At 63.5% G+C, this 24145-nt stretch carries 21 protein-coding genes and 1 pseudogene; 13 read left to right on the forward strand and 9 right to left on the reverse strand.

Features of this window, described 5'->3' with window-relative positions; all coding sequences use genetic code 11:
- A partial coding sequence (locus tag ACFRAU_RS16640) for a VOC family protein (RefSeq protein ID WP_378000826.1) occupies positions 1–98 on the forward strand: 98 nt, incomplete at its 5' end.
- Between the two features lie 376 nt (positions 99–474).
- On the opposite strand, the gene ACFRAU_RS16645 is transcribed toward ACFRAU_RS16640, so the two are convergent.
- Positions 475–1464 (reverse strand): sugar-binding transcriptional regulator, encoded by a 990-nt coding sequence (locus ACFRAU_RS16645; RefSeq protein ID WP_378000757.1) that lies wholly within the window; start codon positions 1462–1464, stop codon positions 475–477.
- 305 nt (positions 1465–1769) lie between these two features.
- On the opposite strand from ACFRAU_RS16645, the gene ACFRAU_RS16650 reads away from it, so the two are divergent.
- The 6 genes from ACFRAU_RS16650 to ACFRAU_RS16675 all read left to right on the forward strand — a co-directional run bounded on the left by ACFRAU_RS16650 (position 1770) and on the right by ACFRAU_RS16675 (position 8652).
- A complete protein-coding gene (locus tag ACFRAU_RS16650) occupies positions 1770–2732 on the forward strand; it encodes a sugar phosphate isomerase/epimerase family protein (protein ID WP_378000758.1) in 963 nt (320 codons plus the stop codon).
- Positions 2733–3668: a PfkB family carbohydrate kinase gene (locus ACFRAU_RS16655; RefSeq protein ID WP_378000759.1), complete on the forward strand. Its 936-nt coding sequence runs from the start codon at positions 2733–2735 to the stop codon at positions 3666–3668.
- Positions 3669–3855: 187 nt separating this feature from the next.
- The gene (locus tag ACFRAU_RS16660) at positions 3856–4914 is read left to right on the forward strand and encodes a substrate-binding domain-containing protein (RefSeq protein WP_378000760.1); all 1059 of its coding nucleotides are present in this window, start codon (positions 3856–3858) and stop codon (positions 4912–4914) included.
- A 14-nt stretch (positions 4915–4928) separates the two neighbouring features.
- Positions 4929–6434 carry a sugar ABC transporter ATP-binding protein gene (locus ACFRAU_RS16665; protein ID WP_378000761.1) on the forward strand — a complete coding sequence of 502 codons (1506 nt, stop codon included), beginning with the start codon at positions 4929–4931 and terminating at the stop codon, positions 6432–6434.
- On the forward strand, positions 6431–7513 hold the full coding sequence (locus tag ACFRAU_RS16670) for an ABC transporter permease (protein ID WP_378000762.1): 1083 nt from the start codon (positions 6431–6433) through the stop codon (positions 7511–7513). Before ACFRAU_RS16665 ends, ACFRAU_RS16670 begins: the two co-directional genes overlap by 4 nt.
- Positions 7514–7707: 194 nt before the next feature.
- Positions 7708–8652, forward strand: a complete 945-nt coding sequence (locus ACFRAU_RS16675; RefSeq protein ID WP_378000763.1) for an amidohydrolase family protein — start codon at positions 7708–7710, stop codon at positions 8650–8652.
- A 189-nt stretch (positions 8653–8841) separates the two neighbouring features.
- On the opposite strand, the gene ACFRAU_RS16680 is transcribed toward ACFRAU_RS16675, so the two are convergent.
- Both ACFRAU_RS16680 and ACFRAU_RS16685 read right to left on the reverse strand, forming a co-directional pair.
- Positions 8842–9831, reverse strand: coding sequence for a LacI family DNA-binding transcriptional regulator (locus ACFRAU_RS16680; RefSeq protein ID WP_378000764.1), 990 nt, complete (start codon positions 9829–9831; stop codon positions 8842–8844).
- 150 nt (positions 9832–9981) lie between these two features.
- Positions 9982–11340: an MFS transporter gene (locus tag ACFRAU_RS16685; RefSeq protein WP_378000765.1), complete on the reverse strand. Its 1359-nt coding sequence runs from the start codon at positions 11338–11340 to the stop codon at positions 9982–9984.
- 206 nt (positions 11341–11546) lie between these two features.
- On the opposite strand from ACFRAU_RS16685, the gene hisD reads away from it, so the two are divergent.
- From hisD to ACFRAU_RS16705, 4 genes are all read left to right on the forward strand, one after another.
- Entirely contained in the window at positions 11547–12893 is a 1347-nt protein-coding gene (gene hisD / locus ACFRAU_RS16690; RefSeq protein ID WP_378000766.1) for a histidinol dehydrogenase, read from the forward strand.
- A 9-nt stretch (positions 12894–12902) separates the two neighbouring features.
- Positions 12903–13649, forward strand: a complete 747-nt coding sequence (locus tag ACFRAU_RS16695) for an SDR family NAD(P)-dependent oxidoreductase (protein WP_378000767.1) — start codon at positions 12903–12905, stop codon at positions 13647–13649.
- A gap of 54 nt (positions 13650–13703) precedes the next feature.
- Positions 13704–14669 carry a 3-hydroxyacyl-CoA dehydrogenase family protein gene (locus ACFRAU_RS16700; protein WP_378000768.1) on the forward strand — a complete coding sequence of 322 codons (966 nt, stop codon included), beginning with the start codon at positions 13704–13706 and terminating at the stop codon, positions 14667–14669.
- Between the two features lie 421 nt (positions 14670–15090).
- Positions 15091–15393, forward strand: coding sequence for a YciI-like protein (locus tag ACFRAU_RS16705; RefSeq protein ID WP_378000769.1), 303 nt, complete (start codon positions 15091–15093; stop codon positions 15391–15393).
- 202 nt (positions 15394–15595) lie between these two features.
- On the opposite strand, the pseudogene ACFRAU_RS16710 reads toward ACFRAU_RS16705, so the two are convergent.
- Positions 15596–16157, reverse strand: a pseudogene (locus ACFRAU_RS16710) (recombinase family protein); the annotation flags it as partial.
- Between the two features lie 572 nt (positions 16158–16729).
- On the opposite strand from ACFRAU_RS16710, the gene ACFRAU_RS16715 reads away from it, so the two are divergent.
- Both ACFRAU_RS16715 and ACFRAU_RS16720 read left to right on the forward strand, forming a co-directional pair.
- Positions 16730–17530: a YsnF/AvaK domain-containing protein gene (locus tag ACFRAU_RS16715; RefSeq protein WP_378000770.1), complete on the forward strand. Its 801-nt coding sequence runs from the start codon at positions 16730–16732 to the stop codon at positions 17528–17530.
- 120 nt (positions 17531–17650) lie between these two features.
- Positions 17651–17821, forward strand: a complete 171-nt coding sequence (locus ACFRAU_RS16720) for a hypothetical protein (protein WP_378000771.1) — start codon at positions 17651–17653, stop codon at positions 17819–17821.
- A 124-nt stretch (positions 17822–17945) separates the two neighbouring features.
- On the opposite strand, the gene ACFRAU_RS16725 is transcribed toward ACFRAU_RS16720, so the two are convergent.
- The 5 genes from ACFRAU_RS16725 to ACFRAU_RS16745 all read right to left on the reverse strand — a co-directional run bounded on the left by ACFRAU_RS16725 (position 17946) and on the right by ACFRAU_RS16745 (position 24000).
- Entirely contained in the window at positions 17946–18596 is a 651-nt protein-coding gene (locus tag ACFRAU_RS16725) for an IclR family transcriptional regulator (RefSeq protein ID WP_378000772.1), read from the reverse strand.
- Between the two features lie 22 nt (positions 18597–18618).
- Complete coding sequence (locus ACFRAU_RS16730) at positions 18619–20310, reverse strand: thiamine pyrophosphate-binding protein (RefSeq protein WP_378000773.1); 1692 nt, start codon at positions 20308–20310, stop codon at positions 18619–18621.
- An 88-nt stretch (positions 20311–20398) separates the two neighbouring features.
- On the reverse strand, positions 20399–21832 hold the full coding sequence (locus tag ACFRAU_RS16735; protein WP_378000774.1) for a 2-hydroxycarboxylate transporter family protein: 1434 nt from the start codon (positions 21830–21832) through the stop codon (positions 20399–20401).
- Between the two features lie 60 nt (positions 21833–21892).
- Positions 21893–22765 carry a hydroxymethylglutaryl-CoA lyase gene (locus ACFRAU_RS16740; RefSeq protein WP_378000775.1) on the reverse strand — a complete coding sequence of 291 codons (873 nt, stop codon included), beginning with the start codon at positions 22763–22765 and terminating at the stop codon, positions 21893–21895.
- Entirely contained in the window at positions 22765–24000 is a 1236-nt protein-coding gene (locus ACFRAU_RS16745; RefSeq protein ID WP_378000776.1) for a CaiB/BaiF CoA transferase family protein, read from the reverse strand. The genes ACFRAU_RS16740 and ACFRAU_RS16745 overlap by 1 nt, the downstream gene beginning before the upstream one ends.
- Positions 24001–24145: the final 145 nt, after the last annotated feature.

Consider the following 24145-nt stretch of genomic DNA (forward strand, 5'->3'; position numbering starts at 1 on the left):
TTCTCGAGCCAACCACGATGCCGTGGGGAAACACGTCCACCCTGTTCCGCGATCCTGATGGCAACCTCGTGAATCTATTCTCGCGCCCGACCTCCTAAGACCTGTCTGCGATGTGAATCGTTGCCGTCGGTCCCAAGCCCCCTCTGGTGGTTGGCGACGCTTCAACATCACGCACCACCGCTGAAAAATCCAGCGGTGGGCTGAGGCGACGTCCTCGACGGGGATAGGGGTTACTCCTGGGTGCTGAAGTGCACCGGAGTCGACGTAGGAGATGGCCGCTGGGACACTATGGTCTCCCTACGGGCACCACAATCGAGGCCGTAAGCATTCCTCGGATGAACAAAGCGCGAGCCCGTCGCCGTCTTGGGTGGAAGCGCGATGACTCGCAATAGAGCCGGAATCGTCGTGCGACGGGAGTGTTCATTCTAAATGTAGCTGTCAGTCGCGACGTGGGCACTGAGTGTCAGCGGTCACCTAGAGCTGTGGCGGTTCGAGAAGTTGTCTGGCGACGTCGGCGTCCGTTATCAGGACGTTGATCCATCCTCCTGTGATGGCGCCTCGGATGGCGTTCAGTTTGCGCATGCCTCCGGCGACGCCGATGCGGCGGGGTATGCGCATCATGGCTTCGGCTTCGATGGAGATCATGCGCTCTTCGATGGCGGGTTTCATGGGCTGGCCGTTGATGTCGAAGAAGCGCAAGCATATCTCTCCGACGGCGCCGGCCCGGGAAAGTTCTTTCTCCTCGGCTCTGCTGAGGGCGTTCCCACTGGCCTGCCACAGCGGGGACGCCGGGAACGTCCCGATGCCCACCAGCAGCGTGGTCAGACGGTCCCAGGCCTCAATGGACGCTTTCACGGCCGGGTCTCCGAGGAATGCCTCACGGATTTGCGGGTTGGCCACGAGGCCGGGGCAGGCCATGTAGTAGGGCTTGGCCGAGGTCAGTTCTGCAAGGTGGGAGACGAGGCGTGTGGCCTGCAGTTGAGCCTGTTGGCTGCCGACACCTCCGATAAGTTGGATGACTTCATTGGCGATTTTTCGCGGCCGTGAGCGCATCGCTTCGACGGTGTGCAGGAGCGTTGTGCTCCATGAGGAGATTCCAACATAGTCGTCGGCGTCGATTGTGGTTTCGAGGTAGGTAGCTGCAGATGAGCCCAATCTCATTCCCAATGAGGCGCCGTCCATGACATCGACCACTACGACTTCGCGGAGTTTGTACTTCTCCTCGAGCGCTTTCTCGAGCCCGACATAGATTCCAGCGGGCTGGACTATCGATGTCCGCACGATGCCGAGTTCTACGGCGTTCTTGAGGTAGCGGGAAACCCGTGCCTGGGAGAGGTTCAACCTCTCGGAAATCTCGCCCTGCGACATCCCTTCCTCGTGATACAGCACGGCGATCTTGGTGAACAGCCTGAGCTGCTCCGTGCTCACCGACAACAAGGACGAAGGCCCTGTGATCTGCGTCATAATTCGTCACTTTCATCTGTCTTTGAATATTTATGCATGGGTGAATTCTTCCTCAACCCGCTTTGCGTGCAAGTCCTCTGGCGGTGCGTGGCCCGCACCGTGTTCAAGCGTTGAATAAGGCATCTTGAATCAATATTCAGTGCTGAAAAATTCTACTGCCTTGCGCCCAATCTAGTGCCTTTCCGAGGCCATGAGGCTCATAGACTTCCAACACCAGCCCAACTTCAGAGCCGAAGTTCCGTCAGGAATTTCGATCGCAGTTCCCCGTGGGCCAATGGCCTTCACGATCGAAAGCGAACACAATAATGACCGACATCAAGTACTCCACGCGCCTCAATTCCTTTGCCTTGGGCAAGGGCAGGAAATACCCCAGCGGCGAAGATTCCGTGATCGACCTGATCGCCCTCGCGGGCAGCGTGAAGGGACTGACTTCACTCGAGCTGAACTACCCGGAGCACTTCGGCCAGCACTCAGTTGAGGACATCAAGGCGGCCCTGGACAAGGCCGGCCTGGACGTCCGGGGTATCCAGCTTCGCTGGCCGGCGCCCCAGTTCGCCAACGGAGGTTTCACCAACCCCGATCCCGCGCTACGGGAGGCAGCAGTGGGAATGGTCAAGGAAGCTATCAGCCTGTGCCGGGAATTCGGCTCCGACCACGTACTGCTGTGGCCGGCCCATGACGGGTACGAATACCCTTTGCAGATGGACTACATGAAGTCCTGGAACTGGATGGTCGAGAGCCTGCAGGCCGTCGCCGACGTCGACCAGGACATCCGCATCTCGATCGAATACAAGCCCGCCGAGCCGCGCGGACGCACCATCCTGAACACCACCGGCGCCGTCATGAACCTCATCAAGGACTGTGACCGCCCGAACCTCGGCGTGACCCTGGACTTCGGCCACCTGCTGATGGCCCGGGAGAACCCGGCGCAGTCCGCCGCCATGTGCCTGCGGGAACAGAAGCTGTTCGGACTCCAGCTCAACGATTCGCACGGCGTGGCTGACGATGGCCTCGTGGTAGCGTCGATCCACTTCCCGGAGACGCTGGAACTCGTGTACTACCTTCTTCGGGAGGGCTACGAGGGAACCTTCTACTTCGACACCGACCCGGTACGGGAAAACCCCGTCTCCGAATGCGAAATGAACATCGAGCGGATGGGGACCATCATCGACATGGCCCGCGAACTCGTCCGCGACCACCCGGACCTGCCCCAGGGCGACGCGCTGCACTCATCTTCTGTTCTCTGGTCGAAAGCCGTGGGTGTCTAGGTGGGTTCAACCAGTATCTGCGTGGTCGGCTCGCTGAACGCGGACCTCATCGCCTACGTCGGCGAACAGGGGAGCGCGGCGAGCTATGCGACCGGGTCCAACTTCGAAATGGCTGCCGGCGGCAAGAGCCTGAACGCCGCCATGAGCATCGCGTCCCTGGATCCGGCGGCCGTCACGCTCGTGGGACGGGTCGGATCGGATGACCTCGGCAGTTTCATCATGGGGACCCTCCAGGCACGCGGCATCAGCACCGAAGGAGTCATCAGCGATGACCGGATTCACACCGGTGTTGGCCACGTTCGGGTCAATCCCGAGGGTGAATACGACACCGTCGTTGTCCCGGGAGCCAACGGGAAGTTCTCGGCCGCCGACGTCGATGCCTTCCTCGATGGCCACGAACCTCCGGCGTTTGTGGTTCTGAACCTCGAGGTCCCACTTCCCGTAGTAAGACACGCGGCCACCCGGTTTCGGGAACTGGGCACGACCGTGGTCCTGAACCTCTCCCCGGTGCACGCCGGAGCGAGATCACTTCTCCGGCTGGCCGACGTCGTGGTCCTGAACCGCAGCGAGGCCTGCCACGTACTGGACGTCCCGGCAGAGACGGACGAACGGCTGCTGCTGACGGCCCTGCGGGAGGCCGGTGCCAAGACGCCGGTCCTGACACTGGGCGAGGGCGGCGTTGTGGCTCTGGACGGGAACGATTTCCTGCAGGAAAAGGTCGAACCGACCCAAATCGTGAACTCCATCGGGGCTGGGGACAGCTTCCTTGCGGCGATGGTCCTCGCGATGGCGAACGACCACCCGTTCTCCGTCAGCCTCCGGGCTGCCAACGAGGCCGGACGGCTCGTCTGCGGGCGTCCCGAGTCCTTCCTCACATCCGATGACATCCGGCACATCGAGAAAGCCATCGGCGTTCCCCTCGCCAAAGTCTCATAACAGCCAGCCCAACAGCCAGCCCCCGCCAGGCGTCGGAGAACAGCCCTGGCTGCGGACACGACCAACACCAAACGCACAGTAACCCCATGACGAATAATGGCGCCGTTTCCCCTCAGGAAGGGCTGCGCCCGTCAAGAGCATGAATCCCGCCCCGGCGGGCCTTCCAAAGACGAAAGGAATACAGATCATGAACAAACTTCCCAAGGCGGCCACCCAGATCGCTGCCGCCACGGCAGCAGTAGCATTGCTCGCCGCGTGCAGTGCCACCCCTGAAGGGTCCACGGGACAGTCGGGCCAGTCCGCTGACCTGGCAAGCCTCGTTGACGCCTCGGCCAAGACACCCATCAAGGACGTCAAGGCCAGCCTCGGCGACCCGTCAGGTTCAGCCGATGCCAAGCTTTGCTACATCACCCGGACGCTGTCCAACGAGTTCTGGGGGTTCGAACGCGACGGCTTCGAAGCCGAGGCGAAGAAGCTGGGAGTGAAGTACCAGACCTTCGATGTGACCGACGAGTCCTCCATCACCGAGCAGCTGGACAAGGCCAAGAGCGCCGCCAACCAAGGCTGCAGCGCCCTCCTTGCCTCGCCCATCTCAGCGACAGGCCTGGACACGGTCTTCACGGACGCCCTGGCCAAGAAAATGCCCGTCATCATCCTCAACGATGCCAAGGGCAACGTTCCCGGAAGCGTTTACGTCGGTCCCGACGCGCAGACTATCGGAGCCACAGCTGCTGACTACATCGCCACCAAACTCCCCGACGGCGGCAAGGTCGCCATGATCGAAGGCGACCCGGGATCATCCAACGCCCTGAACCGCGGAGAAGGCTTCAAGAACGGCCTCACCAAGCATTCCAACCTGCAGCTGGTCGCATCCCAGACAGCAAAGTGGGATCAAACCAAGGCCCAGGAGATTGCGGCCGCGATGCTCACGGCCAACCCTGACATCAAGGCGTTCTACTCCCAGAACGACGGCATGGCCCTTGGCGTCGCCGCAGCCATCGCCGCGAAGAACCTCACCGGAAAGGTACTGCTCGTGGGAACCGACGGCATTCCCCAGGCGAAAAAGGAAATCCAGGCCGGCAACATGACCGCCACGGTCAGCGAGCAGCCCGTAACCGAAGGCGCCAGCGGCGTGGACGCGGCGCTGTGGCTGTTGGCCGGCAAGAAGGTTCCCGGCTGGGTCGACGTTCCCGCCTTCATCATTGATTCGAAGAATGTCGGTCAGTACGCGACCGGCATGCCGTAGGGATGGTACGGACCATGGCTGCACCGCTGCTGGAACTGCAGAACATCGCGAAATCATTCCCCGGAGTCCGAGCCCTGAACGACGTGAGCTTCACTCTGGAACGCGGAGAAATCTGCACCTTGGCCGGAGAAAACGGGGCGGGCAAAAGCACACTGCTCGCCATCCTCGGCGGCTCCCTCGCCCCGGACCATGGGTCCGTCATCATCGACGGCACCCAACGGCAACACTTCTCACCCCGCCAGGCTCTGGCTGACGGGGTGAGGATCGCCCACCAGGAACCCGCCATTGTGCCGCAGCTGTCGGTGGAGCAGAACCTCGTGCTCGGCCGCACAGCACGCGAACGACGGGACGCCGGCACCCACGTCGACCAGGCACTGGCTGACGTCGCCCAAATGGGGTTCCCACTCAACGCCAAATCCCCGGTCCGGGGTCTGAGTCCCGCCCAGCGCCACGCCCTGACGATCGCCCGGGCCCTGGCGTTCGGCGCAAAGATCGTGGCCCTCGACGAACCTACCACCAGCATGCTGGAACATAACGTCGAAGGCGTCCTGAACCGGGTACGGGAAATCGCGCACACCCGCGGGGTAGGCATCATCTACGTTTCCCACAAGATGCCCGAGGTCATGAGCGTCTCCGATAAGGTCGTGGTCCTGCGCGATGGCACCGTCAACTACACCAAGCCGATCGTGGAGACCTCGGAACAGGACATCGTACGGAACATGGTCGGCCGGGAGCTGCTGTCGTTCAAACGGCAGCACCCCGTCCAGCCAGACGCCCCGGTTCTGTTTTCTGCTTCGGACGTCAGCCACCCCACCGGTGGCGGACCACTCTCCGTGGAGGTGCGGGCCGGGGAAGTGTTGGGGATCGCCGGGCTGGTCGGCTCGGGCCGCACCGAGTTCCTGCGGGCCATCATCAGGGCCGACAAGGGCAGCACCGGGACGGTAAGCGTTGACGGGAAAAAGCGGAAGATCCGCTCCCCAAGGGACAGCAGAAACGCCGGTATCGCGTTCATTCCCGAAGAACGCAAGCACCAGGGGCTGGTCTTGCAGGTTCCCGCCTATTTCAACGTCGCCATCACCGCGGACAGGCAGTTCAACGGCTTTGGCCCGCTCATCAGCGTCCGGAAACAGATCGCGGCTGCGGAAGAGGCCGCGGCGCGGATGTCTCTCCGGCCGGCGAACGTGCGCCTCAACGCCCGCCAGTTCTCCGGCGGCAACCAGCAAAAGATCGTCATCGCCAAGTGGACGTGGCGCAACACCAAAGTATTCCTCTTCGATGAGCCCACCAAGGGCGTGGACGTCGGCGGCAAAGTCGAAATCTACGAACTCATCGACGCCCTGGCGAAGGCCGGAAGCGCGGTGATCGTCGTCTCATCCGACCTGCCGGAAATCATCTCCCTCAGCGACCGGGTTAAGGTGATGCGCCAGGGTCAGTTCGTCTCCGAGCACACCGGCGACGACATCAATGAACACAGCCTCGTGGCCAACGCCATGGGCATCGCAGAAAGAACAACGACATGAGCCATCCCACCCTGCCCAAGAACGACGCGGGCGAAGACAGCCGGAAGACGCCTCTGAACCGACGCCCCGACGCTGCCGCAAGCAAAAAACCACGCACCCTGCCGGCACTGAACCTCCAGGCACTCGGCATCTACATCGCCGCGGTCGTCATCTTCCTGATCTTCGGGCTGCTGAACCCGAACTTCCTCACCTCCGGGAACCTGCGGGACATCGCCGTCTCAGCCAGCGTCAACGCCATCATCGGGCTTGGCATCACGTTCGTCATCATCACCGGCGGCATCGACCTCGCCGTCGGTTCAATCGCGAGCTTCGTCGGCATCGTCTCCGCCACGCTCATGGTCAACGCCGGAACCTCGCCATTCCTCGCCCTGCTCGCCGGCATCGGCACCGGCCTCGTCTGCGGCGCCGTCAACGGGTTGCTCATCACGAAACTCAAGCTGCCCCCGTTCATCGCCACCCTCGGAACAATGAGCATTTACCAGGGCTTCGCCTACGTGGTCACCAACGGCCGGCCTGTCTACAACGTCCCCAGGGACTTCGTCTTCATGCTCAACAGCTACGTCGGCGGCATCCCGGTCGCGGTCATCCTCGTGGCAGTCCTCGCCATACTCTGCTGGCTGCTGCTCCGCCGGACAGTCTTCGGGCAGAACGTCATCGCCACCGGCGGCAGCGAAGAAACAGCGTGGCTCTCCGGTGTCCGCGTCGACAGGGTGAAAATCGCCGTCTACGCCCTCTCCGGGGTGCTGGCCGGCGTCGGCGGCCTGGTCATCGTCGCCCGTATTAACGCAGCCCAAACCGACGCCGGCAGCCCGTACCTGCTGACCGCCATCGCCTCCGCGGTGATCGGCGGAGCCAACCTCATGGGCGGTGAGGGACGCATTGCCGGGACCCTGGTGGGAGCATTGATCCTTGGGGCGCTCACCAACGGTCTGGTCCTGCTCAACGTCCCGAGCTTCTACGAGCAGATCGTCACCGGCCTCGTCGTCGTCATCGCCGTGGCACTGGACCAGGGCAGCAAAGGCTGGCCGCTATTCAAGAAAAAATCACCCCCCAAAAAGGAGGCAACGGCAACTGCCTGACAGACCCCTGGCGGTGACCGGACCCAGGAAGATGCCCACGCATCGAGCATCAATGGCACGGGCGGCAGCGGACGACACCGCTGCCGCCCCTCCCGCCGTCGCGCTCCAGTTTCACCGTGCTGCCGACACCTAATCCGCTCTCCCGCAGGCAACAGCCGAGCCGCGGACAAGCGTCCGGAAATGAGGAGCTCCCAGTGCTCGATTTCGACATCATCGACGCCCATCACCACCTGTGCGACTTCTCCCGCTCATACCCATGGCTCCAAGGTCCGGCAGAGCCGTTCCGATACCACGGGGATGACCGTCCGCTCCGGCGAAACTACCTCATTGAGGACTACCTCGCGGACACCACAGGATTCACTCTCGCGGGATCCGTTCACGTCGAAAACGGTGCCGCCGATCCGCTCTGGGAAGCTGACTGGATCCAGAACGTTCACGACACCAGCGGCGTGCCATCGGTTCAAGTGGCCAAAGCCTCCCTGGCCGGGCCAGGAGTGCTGTCCCACCTGGAACGCCTCGCCGCAGTCCCCTCGGTCCGGGGGATCCGCGACATCCTCAACTGGCACCCGGATCCCCGTTACACCCACATCTCACGCCCGGATCTGATCACCGACCCGGGCTGGCTGAAAGGCTTCTCGCACCTTGCCTCCCTCGGGCTGTCCTTCGACCTCCAGGTCTTCCCCGACCAGCTGGACCAGGCAGCACAACTGGCCGCCAACCATCCGGACACCTCCATCATCCTGGACCACGCCGGAATGCCCATACACCGCGACCCGGAGTCCCTCCGGCACTGGCGGACCGGTATGCAAAAACTCGCCAAGCAGCCCAACGTGGTCACCAAAATTTCCGCGCTCGGAACAAATGACCACTCCTGGACGACACAATCAATCCGACCCATCATCCTCGAAACCATCGACGCGTTCGGCCCACACCGCACCATGTTCGGAAGTAACTTCCCGGTCGACAGCCTCTACTCCAGCTTCAACGCTCTCTACACGGCCTTCGACGAAATAACCGGCACCATGCCAGAGCGCGAACGCCGTGACCTGTTTGCCGAAACAGCGCGGCGAACCTACCGCATCCCACCAGAGCCCACAACAGGCAAACCGGTGCCGCACGGAACCACTGCGCCGACCTAGTAATTCCACCCGGAATTCATGATTCCACGAGCGTTGTCCGGCGGCATTGCGCGATAACTGATACCCAGCTCTAACTTAACCTGATGTAATCCCCGCCATCAGCACCAACGGGGAGTGGCACTTTTATGCTTCGGGTGTGGAGGCTGAAATTGTGGTCAGCGCCTTCTTCCCCCATCCCGTTTTTGGTGGTCAGGCGCGTTCTGTGCTTCCGCGGACGATGAGGTCGCAGGGGAAGTTTACGCGTCGGGGCGGCCGTCCTGGTGTGGTGATGCGGTCGATGAGCATTTTCGCTCCGACGCGGGCCATTTCGCGGCTGGGTTGCCGGACGGTGGTGAGGCTGAAGGAGTCCCAGGCGGCCATATCGACGTCGTCGTAGCCGATGACCCAGCAGTCGCGGGGCTGGAGGTGGCCCGCGCGGAGGGCGTCCAGGGCGCCGAACGCCATGTGGTCGTTCGCGCAGAAGACCGCTTGGGGGCGGTCGGCGCGGGAGAGCAGTCGGTTCATGACCTGGGCGCTGATGTCGTGGGAGAACCCGCCTTGGAAACGGAAGTCCTCCGGCACGGAGTGGCCCTGGTCGGCCATGCGGCCGAGGAATCCCTGCCCGCGTTCGCGCGAGGTGCTGGCGTTTGGTGCGCCGCCGATGAAGGCGACGCGGGTTTTGCCGTGGGCCAGGAGGTAGTCCGCGACGGCTGCGCCTCCTTCGGTGTTGTTGCTGGTGACCTGGTCGCAGTCCAGGCCTTCGACGACGCGGTTGATCAGGACGATCTGGCTGTTTTTTTCGATGGCTGCCTGGAGCTCGACTGAGTCTTCGGTGGCGGTGGTGAAGATGACGCCGTCAACGGAGTGTTCCCGGATGGCTTTGAGCGCGTCGTGGTGGCTGCCGCCGCCGGCGTTCCATATGACGGCGCGGAACCCGGCGGCGTCCAGCTCGCGGCTCAGTTCATCGAGGACCTCGGGGTAGAAGGGGTTGGTGAGGTCCGCAACGACGACTCCGATGGTGTTCGTGCGCCGGGTTTTCATGGCCTGGGCTCCGGCGTGGGGGACGTAGCCGAGGGTTTCCATGGCTGCCTGAACACGCGCCTTGGTGGCGGGGGACAGCTTGGCGGGGGAGGACATGACCCGGGACACGGTGGCTTGGGAGACGCCGGCCAGTTCTGCCACGTCACGGCTGGTTACCATCGTGGATGTCCTCCTGTAGGTCGTGGTGTTTGGCGCCGGGCTGGCACCGTCTTTGTTGCTGTTCGTGATTTCAGGGTAGCCAATGCCCGGCCGCTGGCCCCCACCGTATCGTGGAGGGCGCCGACGGCCGGGCAGGGGAGCCTGGCCGGGTTACCGGCCGGTGGTTGGGTCGTATTCGGCGCTCATGCCCTTGCGGAGCCGGACGCGGGGTGCTGTTTCGGGTGACCAGAGTGCGCCGGCGATGGTGATGATCGAGGTCACCACCATGTAGAGCCCGACCAGCCAGTAGCGGTCGAAGTCGGGGCCGATGAGTGCCGTGGCGATCAGCGGTGCGAAACCCCCGGCGAAGACCGCTGCGACCTGCGGGCCGACTGAGGCTCCGGAGTAGCGCAGTTTGGGTTCGAAGAGCTCGGTGAAGTAGGCCGGTTCCACTGAGTAGCAGAGGTCACGGCCGACGTTGCAGGTCAGGATGAGCACAAGCAGAACCATGAAGAAGTCACCGGTCTGCACTGCCCAGAAGAAGGGGAACGCCATCAGCAGCATGGTCATTGCTCCGGCGATGACGGTGTAGCGGCGTCCCCAACGGTCCGAGACCCAGCCCCAGAACGGAATCGAGAAGACGCCCAGGCCGGCCATGATCATGGTTGCCAGCAGAATGCTGTTCTTTTCCAGCAAAACTGCGGGACCGTAGGCGAGCAGGAAGGTGGTGTAAATGTAGTAGTTCGCGTTCTCGGCGAACCGCATCATGATGACCTTCAGGATGGTCAGCGGACGGGTCCTGATGACCTTGACCACCGGCATCTTCTCGATCTCACCCTTGCGCTTGATCTCTTCGAAGGCGGGGGATTCGTCGACCTTGCTGCGGATGTAGAAGGACAGCACAACCAGCAGGATCGAGACCAGGAAGGGGATGCGCCACCCCCAGGCCACAAAGGCCTCCGGTGAGATCAGATAACCCATGATGTAGAACGCACCGTTGGCCAGCAGCGTTCCGGCCGGCACGCCGATCTGCGGCCAGGAGCCGAAGAACCCCCGCCGTTTCGCCGGGGCGAACTCGGTTGCCATGAGCGCGGCCCCGCCCCACTCGCCGCCGACCCCGATGCCCTGCACGATGCGCAGGAGGACCAGCAGAATTGGGGCGGCGATGCCGATGGTGGCGAAGTTGGGCAGACAGCCGATGAGGAACGTGCCGCCGCCCATCAGGCCGAGAGTCATCATGAGCATTTTCTTCCGGCCCAGGCGGTCGCCGAAGTGGGCGAAGATGATGCCGCCGATGGGGCGGGCCGCGAAGCCGATGGCATAGGTGCTGAAGGAGAGCAGGATGCCGACGAACGGGCTCGCCTGCGGGAAGAACTGGCTGTTGAGGATGATGGCGGCCGCGACTCCATAGACATAGAAGTCGTACCACTCGATGCAGCTGCCCAGCACGGATGAAACGAGGGCCTTGCGGCGCATTTTCGGATCAATGGCGGGTGGAGCTGCGGTTGCTGTTGTCGCGGGGGTGCTCATTCAGAGACTCCTTCGTCTTCGACCGGACAGTGAGCGCAGCCACACCGGCTGCCTCGTTGAAGCGAGTGTATACGTATGCAAAGGGCCGCACAACCCCTTGCATGAGAGAAATGTATACGTATACACTCGGTGATCATGCAGGCCGGTTGGCCTGGTCCCGGGCGCTCCAGAGGTCGCCCATCAATGAAGATGGAAAGGTAATCCTGATGACGGTTACAAACGAAATCGGCTCGGCCGTGAAGTCCACGATGCTGAAGGAACCGGCACGGAACAGCGTGTCCCGGGGGAGTACCCCGGAGGTCCGCGCGACAGTGGAAGGTGTCATCGCCGATATCCGCGAACGCGGTGACGCGGCCGTCCGGGAATATTCCGAGAAGTTTGACAAGCACGCGCCGGAATCGTTCCTGCTCAGCCCGGAGCAGCTCGACGAGATCATGGCCCGGGTTCCGGAGCGGACGATTGAGGACATCAAGTTCGTTCAGGAACAGGTCCGCGTCATGGCGCAGAAGCAGCGTGAGTCCCTGACCGACTTCGAAATCGAAACCATGCCCGGCGTGTTCCTGGGCCAGAAGAACGTCCCGGTCCAGGCCGCAGGAGCCTACATCCCGGGCGGCAAGTATCCGCTCCTGGCCAGCGCCCACATGACCATCATCACCGCCAAGGTCGCCGGCGTGGAACGCGTCGCCGCCTGCACCCCGCTGATCCAGGGCGAGGTCCCGGACGCCACCGTCGCAGCCATGTACCTGGCCGGGGCCGACGAGATCTACCTGCTCGGCGGCATCCAGGCGGTAGCGGCCCTAGCCATCGGCACCGAAACCATCAAGCCGGTCAACATGCTGGCCGGCCCCGGAAACGCCTTCGTCGCCGAAGCCAAGCGTCAGCTCTTCGGCGAGGTAGGCATCGACCTCTTCGCCGGCCCCACCGAAGTCCTGATTGTGGCCGACGAACACGCCGACCCGTTCATCGTCGCCGTCGACCTCCTCTCCCAGGCCGAACACGGCCCCGACTCACCGGCCGTCCTGATCACCACCAGCGAGGACCTCGGCCGGAAGGTCATCGAGCACATCGACACGATCCTCGTGGACATGCCCACCCGTGACTACGCCGCAGCGGCATGGCGCGACTGGGGTGCAGTCCACATCGTCGAGACTCTTGACGAGGCATACGCGCTGGCTGACGAGTACGCCTACGAGCACGTGCAGATCCTCACCCAAAACCCCCGCGAAGCCTTGGAGAAGATGCACGACTACGGCGCACTGTTTCTCGGCGAAGGAACCTGCGTCTCCTACGGCGACAAGGTCATCGGCACCAACCACGTCCTGCCTACCCGCGGCGCCGCCCGCTACACCGGCGGCCTCTGGGTCGGCAAATACCTGCGCACCGTCACCTACCAGGAAGTGACCAACACCGAATCCAGCGCCTTCTTCGGCGAACTCTGCGGCCGCGCGTCCAGGGTCGAACGGTTCGAGGGCCACGCCCGCTCCGGAGACGTCAGGGCCGCCAAGTACCGCGGAACCTCCCTGCCCTGGTCGGACCACACCTTCGGCAGCTAAGGACCACAGGTGCCCAATTTCCGCCTCGACGGCAAGAAAGCACTGGTCACCGGAGCAGCCCGCGGGCTCGGCAAGGCCATCGCCGACGGCCTTGCCGAGTCCGGCGCCACCGTCTACGGAACCAGCCGCGACACCGAAACCGCCCGCCAGATCAGCGAACGCTACGGCACTCCAGCACTCCCGGTCGACATCACCGAAACAACTACGATCCGGCAATTCACTGATTCCCTACTGCAGGAAAGCGGTGGCATTGATCTGCTCGTCAACAACGCCGGGGTCAACGTGCCCAAGCCTGCGCTGGAACTGACCGCCGATGACTGGGACACCGTCTTTGACACCAACCTCAAAGGCAGCTTCTTCCTGACCACCGCCATCGCCAGGCACTGGGTGGACCGGGGGACGCCCGGCGCCATCGTCAATGTCGCATCGCAGGCAGGAATCGTCGGCATCGAGGAACGGGCAGCCTACGGCTCCAGCAAGGCCGGCCTGATCCACCTGACCAAAATCCTGGCCCTGGAATGGGCTGCGGCGGGAATCCGCGTGAACGCCGTCGCACCGACCTTCGTCCGCACGGAACTGACCGCATCAACCCTAAGCAGGCCGGACTGGGCCGCCGAACTCCTCTCCAGAATCCCCATCGGACGGTTCGGCGAACCAGAAGACATCGCGGGCGCGGTGGCTTTCCTGCTCAGCGACGCTGCCTCAATGATCACCGGCCACACGCTGGCCATCGACGGCGGCTACACCATCCGCTGATCCGGCCGGCCCATCAGTCCCGCGCGCCCCACCCTCTTTCCCAGGAGCATACTCATGGCAAGTACTGACACGATTACAACCACGGCCGTTGTTGGCTCAGGCTATATGGGCGGCGGAATCGCCCAGGTGCTGGCCTCGCACGGCTACAAAGTGGCCCTTGGCGACGTCGACGGCGACACGGCCGAGCGCGCACGCGCCAGGCTCATCGAACAAGCCCGCGGCTTCGAGGCGCACGGGCTGTTCCCGGACGGCGCCGCCCAGACCATCGAGGGAAACCTGACCGCAGCCGGCAGCATCGAGGAAGCCGTGGTGGCGGCGGACTACATCGCCGAGGCCGTTCCGGAAGAACCCGCCCTGAAGGCCGCCATCCTCCGGCGGATTTCGGCCGCTGCACTGCCCCGGGCAGTTATCGGCACGAATACCTCCGCGATCCCCATCGGAGAACTGGCCCAATCTGTGGACACCCCGGAGCGGTTCCTCGGCGTCCACTGGATGAATCCCGCCCCGTTCATCCCCGGCGTTGAACTCATCCCCGGCCCCGACACCGACCCCGACGTCCTCAACCTCGCCGAAGAGCTTATCCGTGCCCTGGGCAAGACCCCCGCCAGGGTGGCTGACACGCCCGGATTCGTCGCCAACCGGCTCCAGTTTGCCCTGTACAAGGAAGCAGCCCAGATCGTTGACGACGGCGCAGCCACCCCCGAACAGATCGACGCCGTCGTGAGCAACACCTTCGGATTCCGTCTGGCGCTCTTCGGTCCCTTCGCGATCGGGGACATGGCCGGGCTGGACGTGTACGAATCCTCCTACCGCACCCTCGAAAAGGCCTACGGAGAACGCTTCGCCGTCCCGGAAACCCTCACCGCCACCGTCAAAAACGGCAACCTAGGGCTAAAGAGCGGACAAGGCTTCCTGGACATCGATCCCGCAGACAGGCCTGCACTCCTGGCATACCGGGACAACGCCTACGCCCGCCTTTCACACCTCCGCGCACAACTCGGTGCGGCACCAGGGCTATAACTCCCTACGTGAAACCGCCGATCAACCACGGCGCCGGCGGCATGGCCGACGTGAAGTCTGCCGATAATGGTCATTCCGTTAGCCTGACCGACACCGGCAGTGGCTGCCCTTCGCAGATGTGCCATAGCTTGTGGCACATTCGCCCTGCGCCGGCCGGATTGTGCACCGGTTGTCGCTGGACGGATCATCGCAGCCCATCGCGTCAGTTCCTATACCTTGGACTCCCTTCCACCGGGGGAACGAGCCGCACTGCCATCCCTGAGGTGATCACTGCCGCCCTCGAACAGGGAACAGCCTCCGACGTATTCGACCTCCACGTCTAGACACCCGTCGACTGAAACTGTCGTTCGTTTGGCGTTCGATGAGACCCGTGTTAAGTTGCCAGCAGCGCTCCCCTCCAATAGGAAATGGACTAACAAGAATGCACGCCGTGCTTGAATACACCTACGAAGACAACTACCTTCAAACCCGCGAAGCGCATCGCTCAGATCACCTCAGGGCGGCGTGGGAAGCAGTCGAGCGGGGAGAGCTTCTGCTTGGTGGAGCCGTTGGTGACGGGCCGTTCAGCGGGTTGCTGATCTTCACCGGCGAGAACGCACTCGGGGCTGCAAGAGCGTTTGCGGCCGCCGATCCATACGTCACCGGTGGCGTCGTGACGTCTTGGACCGCTCGCCCGTGGACGACCGTTGTAGGAAGGGATGCAGCCACACCCGTTCGGCCCTAAATCTCAGCAAATCAGACGTACGAGCCTGATCCGGACCGGCTTATGGATTCACGACTGGTCGAGGGTAGCGAAACGGTTGTCCAGGCACCCCGACCGGGAAATGTCCGGAGCGCACAGCTGCTTCCCAACGGAGGCACCTCGTCGCCGCGCTCGAGTAGGCCGGACCAGACCTTGAGCAATCGGCTGAAGGGAGGGTTCGGGAAAGCTTGGCCTGGCGCAGGTAACTGGTACACAGTTTCCCGGCTGATGCCGTAGTCGCTGGCGAGGACAGACTGGGAGATGCCGTTGTCCGCCCGCCGCACCAGCTCGGCCGCCCGTTCCGGAGTGAGGGTTTTCTTCCGGCCTTTGTAGGCGCCGCGCTGCTTGGCCAGCGCAATGCCTTCCGGCTGCCGCTCCCTGATCGGTGCGCGTTCAAATTCGGCGAAGGCACCCATGACAGAGAGCATGAGGTTGGCCATGGGGAGTCCTCCCCAGTGAAGACCAACTGTTCCTTGACGAACTCCACCCGCACGCCCTTTCGGGTGAGGCTCTGGACAAGTGCACGCAGGTCATCGAGGTTGCGGGCGAGCCGGTCCATGCTGTGCACGACCACGGTGTCCCCGTCGCGGGCGAACCGCAGCAGCTCGGCCAATTGCGGTATGGACGTGTCCCGGCCTGAGGCTTTGTCTGTGAAGACCCGGTCAAGAAACCTGGCCGTCGAGCTGGCGTTTCTCGTTCTGGTCCAGCGTGCTGACACGCACGTACCCCATTCGCTGTCCCGTCACCGGTGCCTCCAAGACATCAACCAGTCGGATTGAGTTCTAGGCCTTTTTCGGAAACACGTCAAGAGACCAGAACATCATCAACGTCAGGTTGGGGTGTAGCCAACCTGACAAGAACAGTCAGGACTCGCTTGCCTGAAACTGTTCGCCAAACAGCTGTTCCCAAACTCTTACGCCGCAGGATCCTGCCGCCTACGGGAGGAGCGCACGACGAGATACGGGGAGATTGCTTCGCTGCAGCCTATATCGATGATGCAGCCACTAGCGACAACGGTGCTTTACCCAACTACGGGGGGAACAAGCACGAGGCAGTGGAATTCCCGCCGGCCTGTCCCGTGAAGAACGGCGGCATAGAACCGGACGCCCGATGCGCACGTCGAGTTGTCTTAGCCGGTTATCCCGTCCGGATGCCTCGAAGGCAGCCCATCCTGACGGCACGGCGGGAGCTGAAAGATATCCTTGACCGGCAAGTAGTAAGCATGCTTAGGTTATATGCCATGGGCCACAGGAACTGGCCCGACACGGGTGGCCGCCCCTTCCGAAAGACATCGAACATCGACATCCAAGGAGACACCATGCTCGCTAAGGAACATATCGACGATCTGCTCAGCCGCAGCGGAAACATCCTGTCCACTGACGGGCACAAGATCGGCTCCATCGGGCAGATCTACGCAGATGATGACAGCGGCCAGCCCACGTGGGCCACGGCCAGGACCGGCCTCTTCGGCACCTCCGAATCCTTCGTCCCGCTCGAAGGCTCCCGCGTCGAAGGCGACGATCTCGTCGTTCCTTACACCAAGGACCAGGTCAAGGATGCCCCGCGGGTGGACACCGACGGCCATCTGGAGCCGTCCGAGGAAGACCGGCTGTACGAGCACTACCAGTTCAACGGTGGACGGAGCTACACGGACACCGGCCGGGACTTCGATGACACGGCCACAACCGGCGCCGGGTATGACACCGACGCGAGCGGCGCCGTGGGCCACGACACCTCCGGGCCGACCACCGATGATGCCATGACCCGCTCGGAGGAGCGGCTGAACGTCGGTACCGAACGGCAGGCCACTGGCCGGGCCCGGCTGCGCAAATACGTCACCACCGAAAACGTCACGCAGACCGTGCCGGTCCGGCGCGAGGAAGTCCGGATCGAACGCGAACCCATCACGGACGCCAACCGGGCCGCCGCAATGTCGGGCCCGGACCTGAGCGACGAGGAACACGAAGTCACCCTCCACGAGGAACGGCCCGTCGTGGATAAGGAAACCGTTCCGGTGGAGCGGGTACGCCTCGAAACGGACACCGTGACCGACGAGGTCACCGTCGACGAAGAGGTCCGCAAGGAACGCATCGAAACCGACGGCGACACCCGCCGCTAGCCCACCCACAGGACAGCCGGGGCGGGCAGTCCCTGAGCGCCCGCCCCGGCTTCTCATGCCCACAAATTGCGGTCACCGCTGGAAACCTGCTCCGGCAGATCAAAGCAAGACCGGGCAGCCATGTGCAACGCCAAGGAAATCCTCGACTTCCGTGCGGCAACAGGAATGTCCCGCGAGCAGCTCATGCTGATCCAAAGCAAGCTGTACTGGAACGCTATTCAAGGGCTACGTGACAACATATCGCAGACCCATACTCCTGAACCACGCATCGTGGCTGTATTGAAGCGCTGAGACGGGGTTCTCACATCTGTCCTATTCGTCCCGCTTGAACGCTGATAAGGGATATTCCGTCAACTAACCTTCCTCCGACTTATATGACCGTGGAGATTCGCTTCGCAGAGACAGCCACAGCGAATTATCTTGGTTCCACCGCTTCGGCAATTTTCTTGGCTGCCTGCATAACCTGGTTGCCGAAGTCCTGTCCCGGCGACTTATTCACTCGCGCCAGCGGCATGGCAAGGCAGACGGCGGCGATAATTCCCTCGTCAGTCTGTACCGGAGCGCTTATCGATCCCAGTCCTGGTGTTCGGGCACCGACGGACTCGATCCAGCCAACTGCAGCCAACTCGGCAACGGCGTCGTCGTCGGCTGCCAACAGTCTGCCGCTGGAACCTTGGGGGAGGGGCAGCCGTGAACCCACGGGCAGAATCGCGCGGAGTTCATGCTGGCTGTCCGCGCTGAGCAGGCAAACGCGTTCATCTCCCCGGCGCACCCATAGCTGCGCGGTTTCGCCGGTCCGGTCCCGCAGTTCCTGGAGGACGGGCAAGCCGGCGTTTTCCAACGCCGATCGGATGAACCGGTCGCCCAGCCGGAAGGTGCCGCTTTCGGTGCGGCGCAGGAATCCGTAATCCACCATTTGCAGGGCCAGGCGGTGCGCCGTGGACACCGAGAGGCCGGTCTTCCGGGACAGTTCGCTGGCTGACACGGCTGACCGGCCTACGGCATCAAGGATGGCTGCGGCGCGCTCGAGGGTGCGGTTGCTTCCGTTGGTTTCAGGAGTCGGCATATGAAAAGCCTATGACGCTGGACTAGCCTTTGGCGGCCACAGATTCTGCCATGAATTCGGCCACGACCTTCTGTGAGATGGCTACGTCCAGGACGAAAACTCCTTCATCATTGGTGTTTAGCCACTCTTGGAGTTTCTGCAGGTCTGCCAGGGTGCGGACTTTCACGCCCGAAGTGCCAAGGGCGCGGCCGACCGCGGCGAAGTCCACTTCGTCAATCAACATCGCCTGATCGTGCAACCCTTTGGCCGCGTACTGGTGCAGCTCTGCACCGTAGGCCGAGTCGTTGAGCACGATTACGACACCTCTGCGGGTGGCGCGGATGAACGTTTCGAAGTCGGCGAGGCCCATCAGACCGCCACCGTCGCCACTGACCAGTACAGTCGTCCGGTCAGGACGGGCAACGGAGACACCGGCGCCAGATCCGAAACCCATCCCGATGGATTGGAATGCGGTACCGACGAAGACCATGGCGTGGGGATCCGGCACTGAAAGGTACATGGGTGCCCAGCCGATGAAGTGCCCGCCGTCCATCACCACGGACCGTTCCGCGGGCAGGATTCCGTCCAGGGCTGCGACGACTGCGCGTGGGTTCAGCCGCCCGTCCGGGCCAAACTCCTCGGGGTTTTCAGTGGGCAGGGACGAGCGGAACTCCGGGCTTGCTACTTCAGGGGCATTGTCGCGCCATGTTGTTGTCGTGGCCGCGGGGACGCGTTCCAGCAGGCCGTCGACGAATGGGCGGATGTCCGCCCGAATGTACTCTGCGGATGGCAGGTTGCCCGTGTCCGGTTCGTTATCGATCCGGATGATTTTTGTGTCCGCGGGGAACAGGGTGCCATAGCGGGTCTGGAACAGGTTTTGGCTGGCGCCCACCACCAGGACCACGTCTGCTTGACGGCCGATGTCCAGGCGGTGAAGCCTGGTGAAGCCGCCTGCGATGCCCAGATCCCAAGGGCTGTTGAATGCGTTGGCTGCCATGAGCGAGGTCATGAAGAGCGCGCCGAGGCGGTCCCCGAGCTGGAGAAGTGGCGCCACGGCGTCGGCCATGAGCATGCCTCGCCCGCCCAGGATCAGTGGCCGCTTGCCGACAGCGAGAAGCTCAGCCACCCGGTCCAGGTCTGCTGGGTCGGCGGGCCAAGCTGGTTTGGCGAGCAATGGCTCGAGGGGCTGGGGCACCGAGGGCGGGGCCGTAGCCAGGTCGTAGGGGATGGCCAGGACCACCGGTTGGACGGTCTGCAGTGCCAGGTCGAAGGCGCGGTGGGTGATGGCGTCTGCGTTGCCGGAGCCGGCCACGAGCGTGACCACTCCGGCGGCCTCTGCTGCTTTGGCCTGGTCGATGTCGAAGGGCCGGGGGCCGGTGGAGGGCGCGTCGCCCACGACCAGGACAAGGGGGATGCGGGCAATCCGGGCTTCGGCGAGGGTGGTGTAGGCGTTGGCGAACCCGGCGCCGTAGGTGGTGGTCGCTGCTGCGATGTTTCCGGTTGCCCGGTAATATCCGTCGGCCATTGCAACTGTTGCCGATTCGTGGCGGGCGGAGGTGAAGGGAAAGCTGCGGCGCGTCAGCCGGCTGATCAAGTGGACGTTGCCATTGCCCATCAGGCCGAACAGGTGCCCGGCACGCTCTGCCACGACGTCCGCGATGATAGCGGCCACGTGGCCTTCATCCGGAAGTCGGGTTGTCCCGGTTGACAGGATTTCGGTGCTGGTGCTGGTCATGGAGGTCCTTATCGGTGAGTGGCATGGCGGTGCCCCGCCCGCGATGGGGGCACCGCCGTCGTCATTGCTGTAGTAGAGGTAAAGCCGGTCAGGTGAGGAACGGCACGATCAGGGAAGTGACGAAGAGCACCAGCGCTCCACCGAGCCTGTTGGTGAGGGCAGCGAAGGGCATCAGGTGCATGCGGTTGGCCGCGCTGAGCACGGACACGTCGCCGCTGCCGCCTGTATCGGCCATGACCAGCCCGGGTGTGATGGAGGCTTCGACGAAGTTGAACTTCACCAGCCAGCCGAGGACCCCGGAGGTCAGGGTCGCGATGACGACGGTGCAGACGGTGAGCAGGATGAACAGCGGGTTGCTCAGCGAAGCGAGCACGTCCTGGATCTCGATGTAGGTCAGGCTGACGCCGACCAGCAGAGCCGGTACCAGGACGGCGCCGATCAGGTCGCCCCAGTCGGCGGTGGATTCCTCCACGTCCTTGGGCAAGAGCCCGAAGATCTTGACCGCGGCGGCTGCGATGATGGCCCACGCGTAGGGGTGCAGTCCGGGAACGAGCGCGGCCATCAGGTTGCCGAAGATGAAAAGGCTGCCGGCGATGAGAAGGCCCTTGCCCAGGGCGATGAAGGAGGAAGTGTCGCGCTTGGGAGGCAGGGTGAGTTCGTCCGACCGGCCCTTGATCCGCATCAGCTGGCCGTGGCCGTTGAAGCCGACGAAGAGCTGCTTCTTGCGCTTGCCCAGGCCGTTGTAGATGCCCGCGATGAGGATGCACACCACGTTGGCCATGACGACGGCGGACATCAGGTCGCCCATGAACGCGGCGGAATCGGTTCCGGTTGCGGAGCCGTACATTTTGGACATCGGCAGCGCTCCGACACCCAGGCCGCCGGCCATGATCGGGGCGGCAATGAAGAGGATGCCCTGGACGAATCCGAAGCCCGTCACCAGTCCGAGCAGTCCCACCAGGACGAAGGTGGCGATCAGGCAACCCACGACAGGTACCGCGAAGCGGGGTCCTGCCTTGAGCAGCAGCGCCCGGGGCATGCCCAGGATGGAGCCGGCGATGATGCCAATCACGAAGAAGTCCAGGAAGCCGTGGCCATCGATGAAGTTCTGCACGACGGTGACGAGGTTTTCAGGCATGACGCCGAAGAAGGCCAGGGTGGCGGGGGCGAATGTGCAGAGGATGGTCGGCAGCCCGAAGTCACGGACCACCGGGAAGAGGTTGCCGATCCAGATGAAGAGCCCGCCCAGGAGGATGGTGGTAGCGAAGCCGGCCACCATGGTGTCCGGAAGGTTTCCGGTAAGGGCGGCCGCCAGGACCAGCGCGGCGAGGATGAAGTAGAGGGGAGCGGGGATGCTGGCGATGCGCAACCCGAGCCGGCCGGGGTAGTGGGTACCGGGGCGTGCTCCGACTGTTTTCGTGACGGGGTGTTGGGTGCCTCCGGCTGGGCCGGGACTGGTCTCGCTCATGGCCATGTCCGTTGATTCAGTGGTGGATTCCGTGGTGCGTGGGCTTGTAGACATCATCGTCTCCAGAACGGTAAGTAGGAATTGTTATGGGGGGTGGCGTGTTTTGTGGCGTGCTTAGCGGGCGGGATCAAGCAGGACCGCGGGGGAGTGCGAGACGATCTCCCGGGCGAGGCGGACCGCTTCGGTGAGGCCGTCCTCGTCGATGCCGGTTACGTGGCCGGCGTCGTGCAGGTACTTGACGAGCTCTTCGGTGGCGACATTGCCGTGGGCACCGGGAGCGAAGGGGCAGCCACCGAATCCGCCCACGGCGGCGTCGAAACGGACGACGCCGGCACTTACTGCAGCGCCCACCGTCGCCAAGGCCTGGCCGTGGGCGTTGTGCAGGTGGAGGTAGTACGTCAGGTGCGGCTCCGAGTCCCGCACGTGGGCCAGGTTGGCCAGCACCTTTTCGGTGGGCGTGGTGCCCAGGGTGTCGGCCAGGCCGATGTCTTTGATGCCCATGTCCTTGAAGGCGCGCACCAGGCGTAGCAGGTGACCGGGGTCGATGCTGCCTTCGAAGGGGCAGGTGAAGGCCGTGGAGATGCCCGCGAAGAAGCGGGTCTGCGGGTAACGGGCGACGGTGGCGCCGATGCCGGCGAGGGCGTCCTCGATGGCCTGTCCGGCGTTGGCGTTGCTGTGCGCCTGGCTGGCCGAGGTGACCACCTGGATGTCAGTAGCGCCGGCATCTACTGCCCGTTCGATGCCCTTACCGTTGAGGGCGAGGCTCGTGTAGCGGACTCCCTCCACTGCCGGCAGGGACGAGATGACGTCCGCGGCATCGGCCATTTGGGGCACCCGCTTCGGGTTCACGAAGGAGGCGGCCTCGATGCGTTTGAGTCCGGCTGCGATGAGGGCCTCGGCGATTTCCAGCTTGTGGGCCATGGAGACGATGACCGGTTCGTCCTGCAGCCCGTCGCGCAGGAAGACATCAGTGATTTCGACCTGCATCAGCGCACCTCCTGCAGTCCCAGGACCTCGATCTGCTCGGCGTCCATGCCGGCAAGCTCCTGCAGCACCTCATTCGTGTGCTGGCCCAACTCGGGACCGACCCAGTTGACCTGCCCCTGGTGGCCGGGCATCTTCGGGACAACGCCCGGGAACCGGATCAGCTCGGGCTCGTCGTCGACCACTACCTCGTGTGTCTGGATCATGTCGCGGGCCAGGTAGTGCTTGTCCACCGCGATGCTGGGCGCGTCGTAGACCGGCCCTGCAGGGACTCCGGCATCGTCCAGCTTGTCGAGGACCTCGGTGAGCGGCATGCTGCCGGTCCAGGCGGAGATGGCACCGTTGAGCTCCTCTTCGCGCGCGCCGCGGGCCTCGGTAGTGAGGAGGGTTTCGTCCTCTGCTAGGTCGTCGCGGCCGATGGCCCGCATAAGCCGGACGAACACGGAGTTCGAGTTGCCCCCGATGACCACTTCGAGGTTGTCCTGGCAGAGGTATGAACCGGTGGGTACGACACCGGGCAGGGCACCGCCGGTGCGTTTGCGGACCATGCCGTAGGCGTCGTAGTCCGGGACTAGCGATTCCAGGAGGCTGAAGACGCCTTCGTAAAGGGCGACGTCCACGATCTTGGAGCTGCCGGTGTCCAGCCCGCGGGCCTTCTGCAGCATGAGCATCAGGGCTCCAATCACGCCGTAGAGGCCGGCCACGGTATCGCCCATACTGGCGGCCGCGCGGCCCGCCGGGCGGTCCGGCTCGCCTGTGACATAACGGAGGCCGCCGAAGGACTCGGCGGAGCTGCCGAAGCCTGCGCGATTCTTGTAGGGCCCGGTCTGTCCGTATCCGGAGATGCGCACCATGACCAGGTCCGGGTTGAGTTCCTGGAGGACTTCGGGGCCCAGGCCCCATTTCTCGAGTGTGCCGGGCCGGAAGTTCTCGATCACCACGTCGCAGTGGGCAGCGATCTTTTTGGCCGCCTCGCGGCCGGCTTCCGAGCGCAGATCCAGGGCAACAGATTTCTTGTTCCGGGCAATGGTCCGGAACAGCATGGACGTGCTGCCGCGGGTCTTTCTCCAGTCACGGAGCTCGTCCCCGCCCTCGGGCTTTTCGATCTTGATGACCTCGGCACCGAAGTCGCCGAAAAGACGTCCTGCGAACGGCGCGGCGATGAAGCTGCCGAGCTCCAGTACACGGATGCCCTGGAGCGGGAGGGAGTTTCCCTCAAAATCAAGTTCCTGCGTCATGTTCTTCCTGCCTGCATCATTGAGTGCAAAGATCCCGGAGCATCAATTTCCCACCCAGTGGGAGATGCTTGCCAGCGAGCGGATAGACGATAGCAGGGCAATGTGAGCCGCGCAACAGGCGTGAGGCATCTTGTGGGCAGCAGAG

The organism is Arthrobacter sp. NPDC056691 (assembly GCF_042791415.1).
Classification (GTDB): Bacteria; Actinomycetota; Actinomycetes; order Actinomycetales; family Micrococcaceae; genus Arthrobacter.

Bases quoted from the DNA above. Each gene is read 5' to 3' on its own strand.
- ACFRAU_RS16645 (WP_378000757.1), bottom strand. From the start codon at position 1,464: ATGACGCAGATCACAGGGCCTTCGTCCTTGTTGTCGGTGAGCACGGAG.
- ACFRAU_RS16650 (WP_378000758.1), top strand. From the start codon at position 1,770: ATGACCGACATCAAGTACTCCACGCGCCTCAATTCCTTTGCCTTGGGC.
- ACFRAU_RS16660 (WP_378000760.1), top strand. From the start codon at position 3,856: ATGAACAAACTTCCCAAGGCGGCCACCCAGATCGCTGCCGCCACGGCA.
- ACFRAU_RS16665 (WP_378000761.1), top strand. From the start codon at position 4,929: ATGGCTGCACCGCTGCTGGAACTGCAGAACATCGCGAAATCATTCCCC.
- ACFRAU_RS16670 (WP_378000762.1), top strand. From the start codon at position 6,431: ATGAGCCATCCCACCCTGCCCAAGAACGACGCGGGCGAAGACAGCCGG.
- ACFRAU_RS16680 (WP_378000764.1), bottom strand. From the start codon at position 9,831: ATGGTAACCAGCCGTGACGTGGCAGAACTGGCCGGCGTCTCCCAAGCC.
- ACFRAU_RS16685 (WP_378000765.1), bottom strand. From the start codon at position 11,340: ATGAGCACCCCCGCGACAACAGCAACCGCAGCTCCACCCGCCATTGAT.
- hisD (WP_378000766.1), top strand. From the start codon at position 11,547: ATGACGGTTACAAACGAAATCGGCTCGGCCGTGAAGTCCACGATGCTG.
- ACFRAU_RS16700 (WP_378000768.1), top strand. From the start codon at position 13,704: ATGGCAAGTACTGACACGATTACAACCACGGCCGTTGTTGGCTCAGGC.
- ACFRAU_RS16705 (WP_378000769.1), top strand. From the start codon at position 15,091: ATGCACGCCGTGCTTGAATACACCTACGAAGACAACTACCTTCAAACC.
- ACFRAU_RS16715 (WP_378000770.1), top strand. From the start codon at position 16,730: ATGCTCGCTAAGGAACATATCGACGATCTGCTCAGCCGCAGCGGAAAC.
- ACFRAU_RS16720 (WP_378000771.1), top strand. From the start codon at position 17,651: ATGTGCAACGCCAAGGAAATCCTCGACTTCCGTGCGGCAACAGGAATG.
- ACFRAU_RS16725 (WP_378000772.1), bottom strand. From the start codon at position 18,596: ATGCCGACTCCTGAAACCAACGGAAGCAACCGCACCCTCGAGCGCGCC.
- ACFRAU_RS16730 (WP_378000773.1), bottom strand. From the start codon at position 20,310: ATGACCAGCACCAGCACCGAAATCCTGTCAACCGGGACAACCCGACTT.
- ACFRAU_RS16735 (WP_378000774.1), bottom strand. From the start codon at position 21,832: ATGTCTACAAGCCCACGCACCACGGAATCCACCACTGAATCAACGGAC.
- ACFRAU_RS16740 (WP_378000775.1), bottom strand. From the start codon at position 22,765: ATGCAGGTCGAAATCACTGATGTCTTCCTGCGCGACGGGCTGCAGGAC.
- ACFRAU_RS16745 (WP_378000776.1), bottom strand. From the start codon at position 24,000: ATGACGCAGGAACTTGATTTTGAGGGAAACTCCCTCCCGCTCCAGGGC.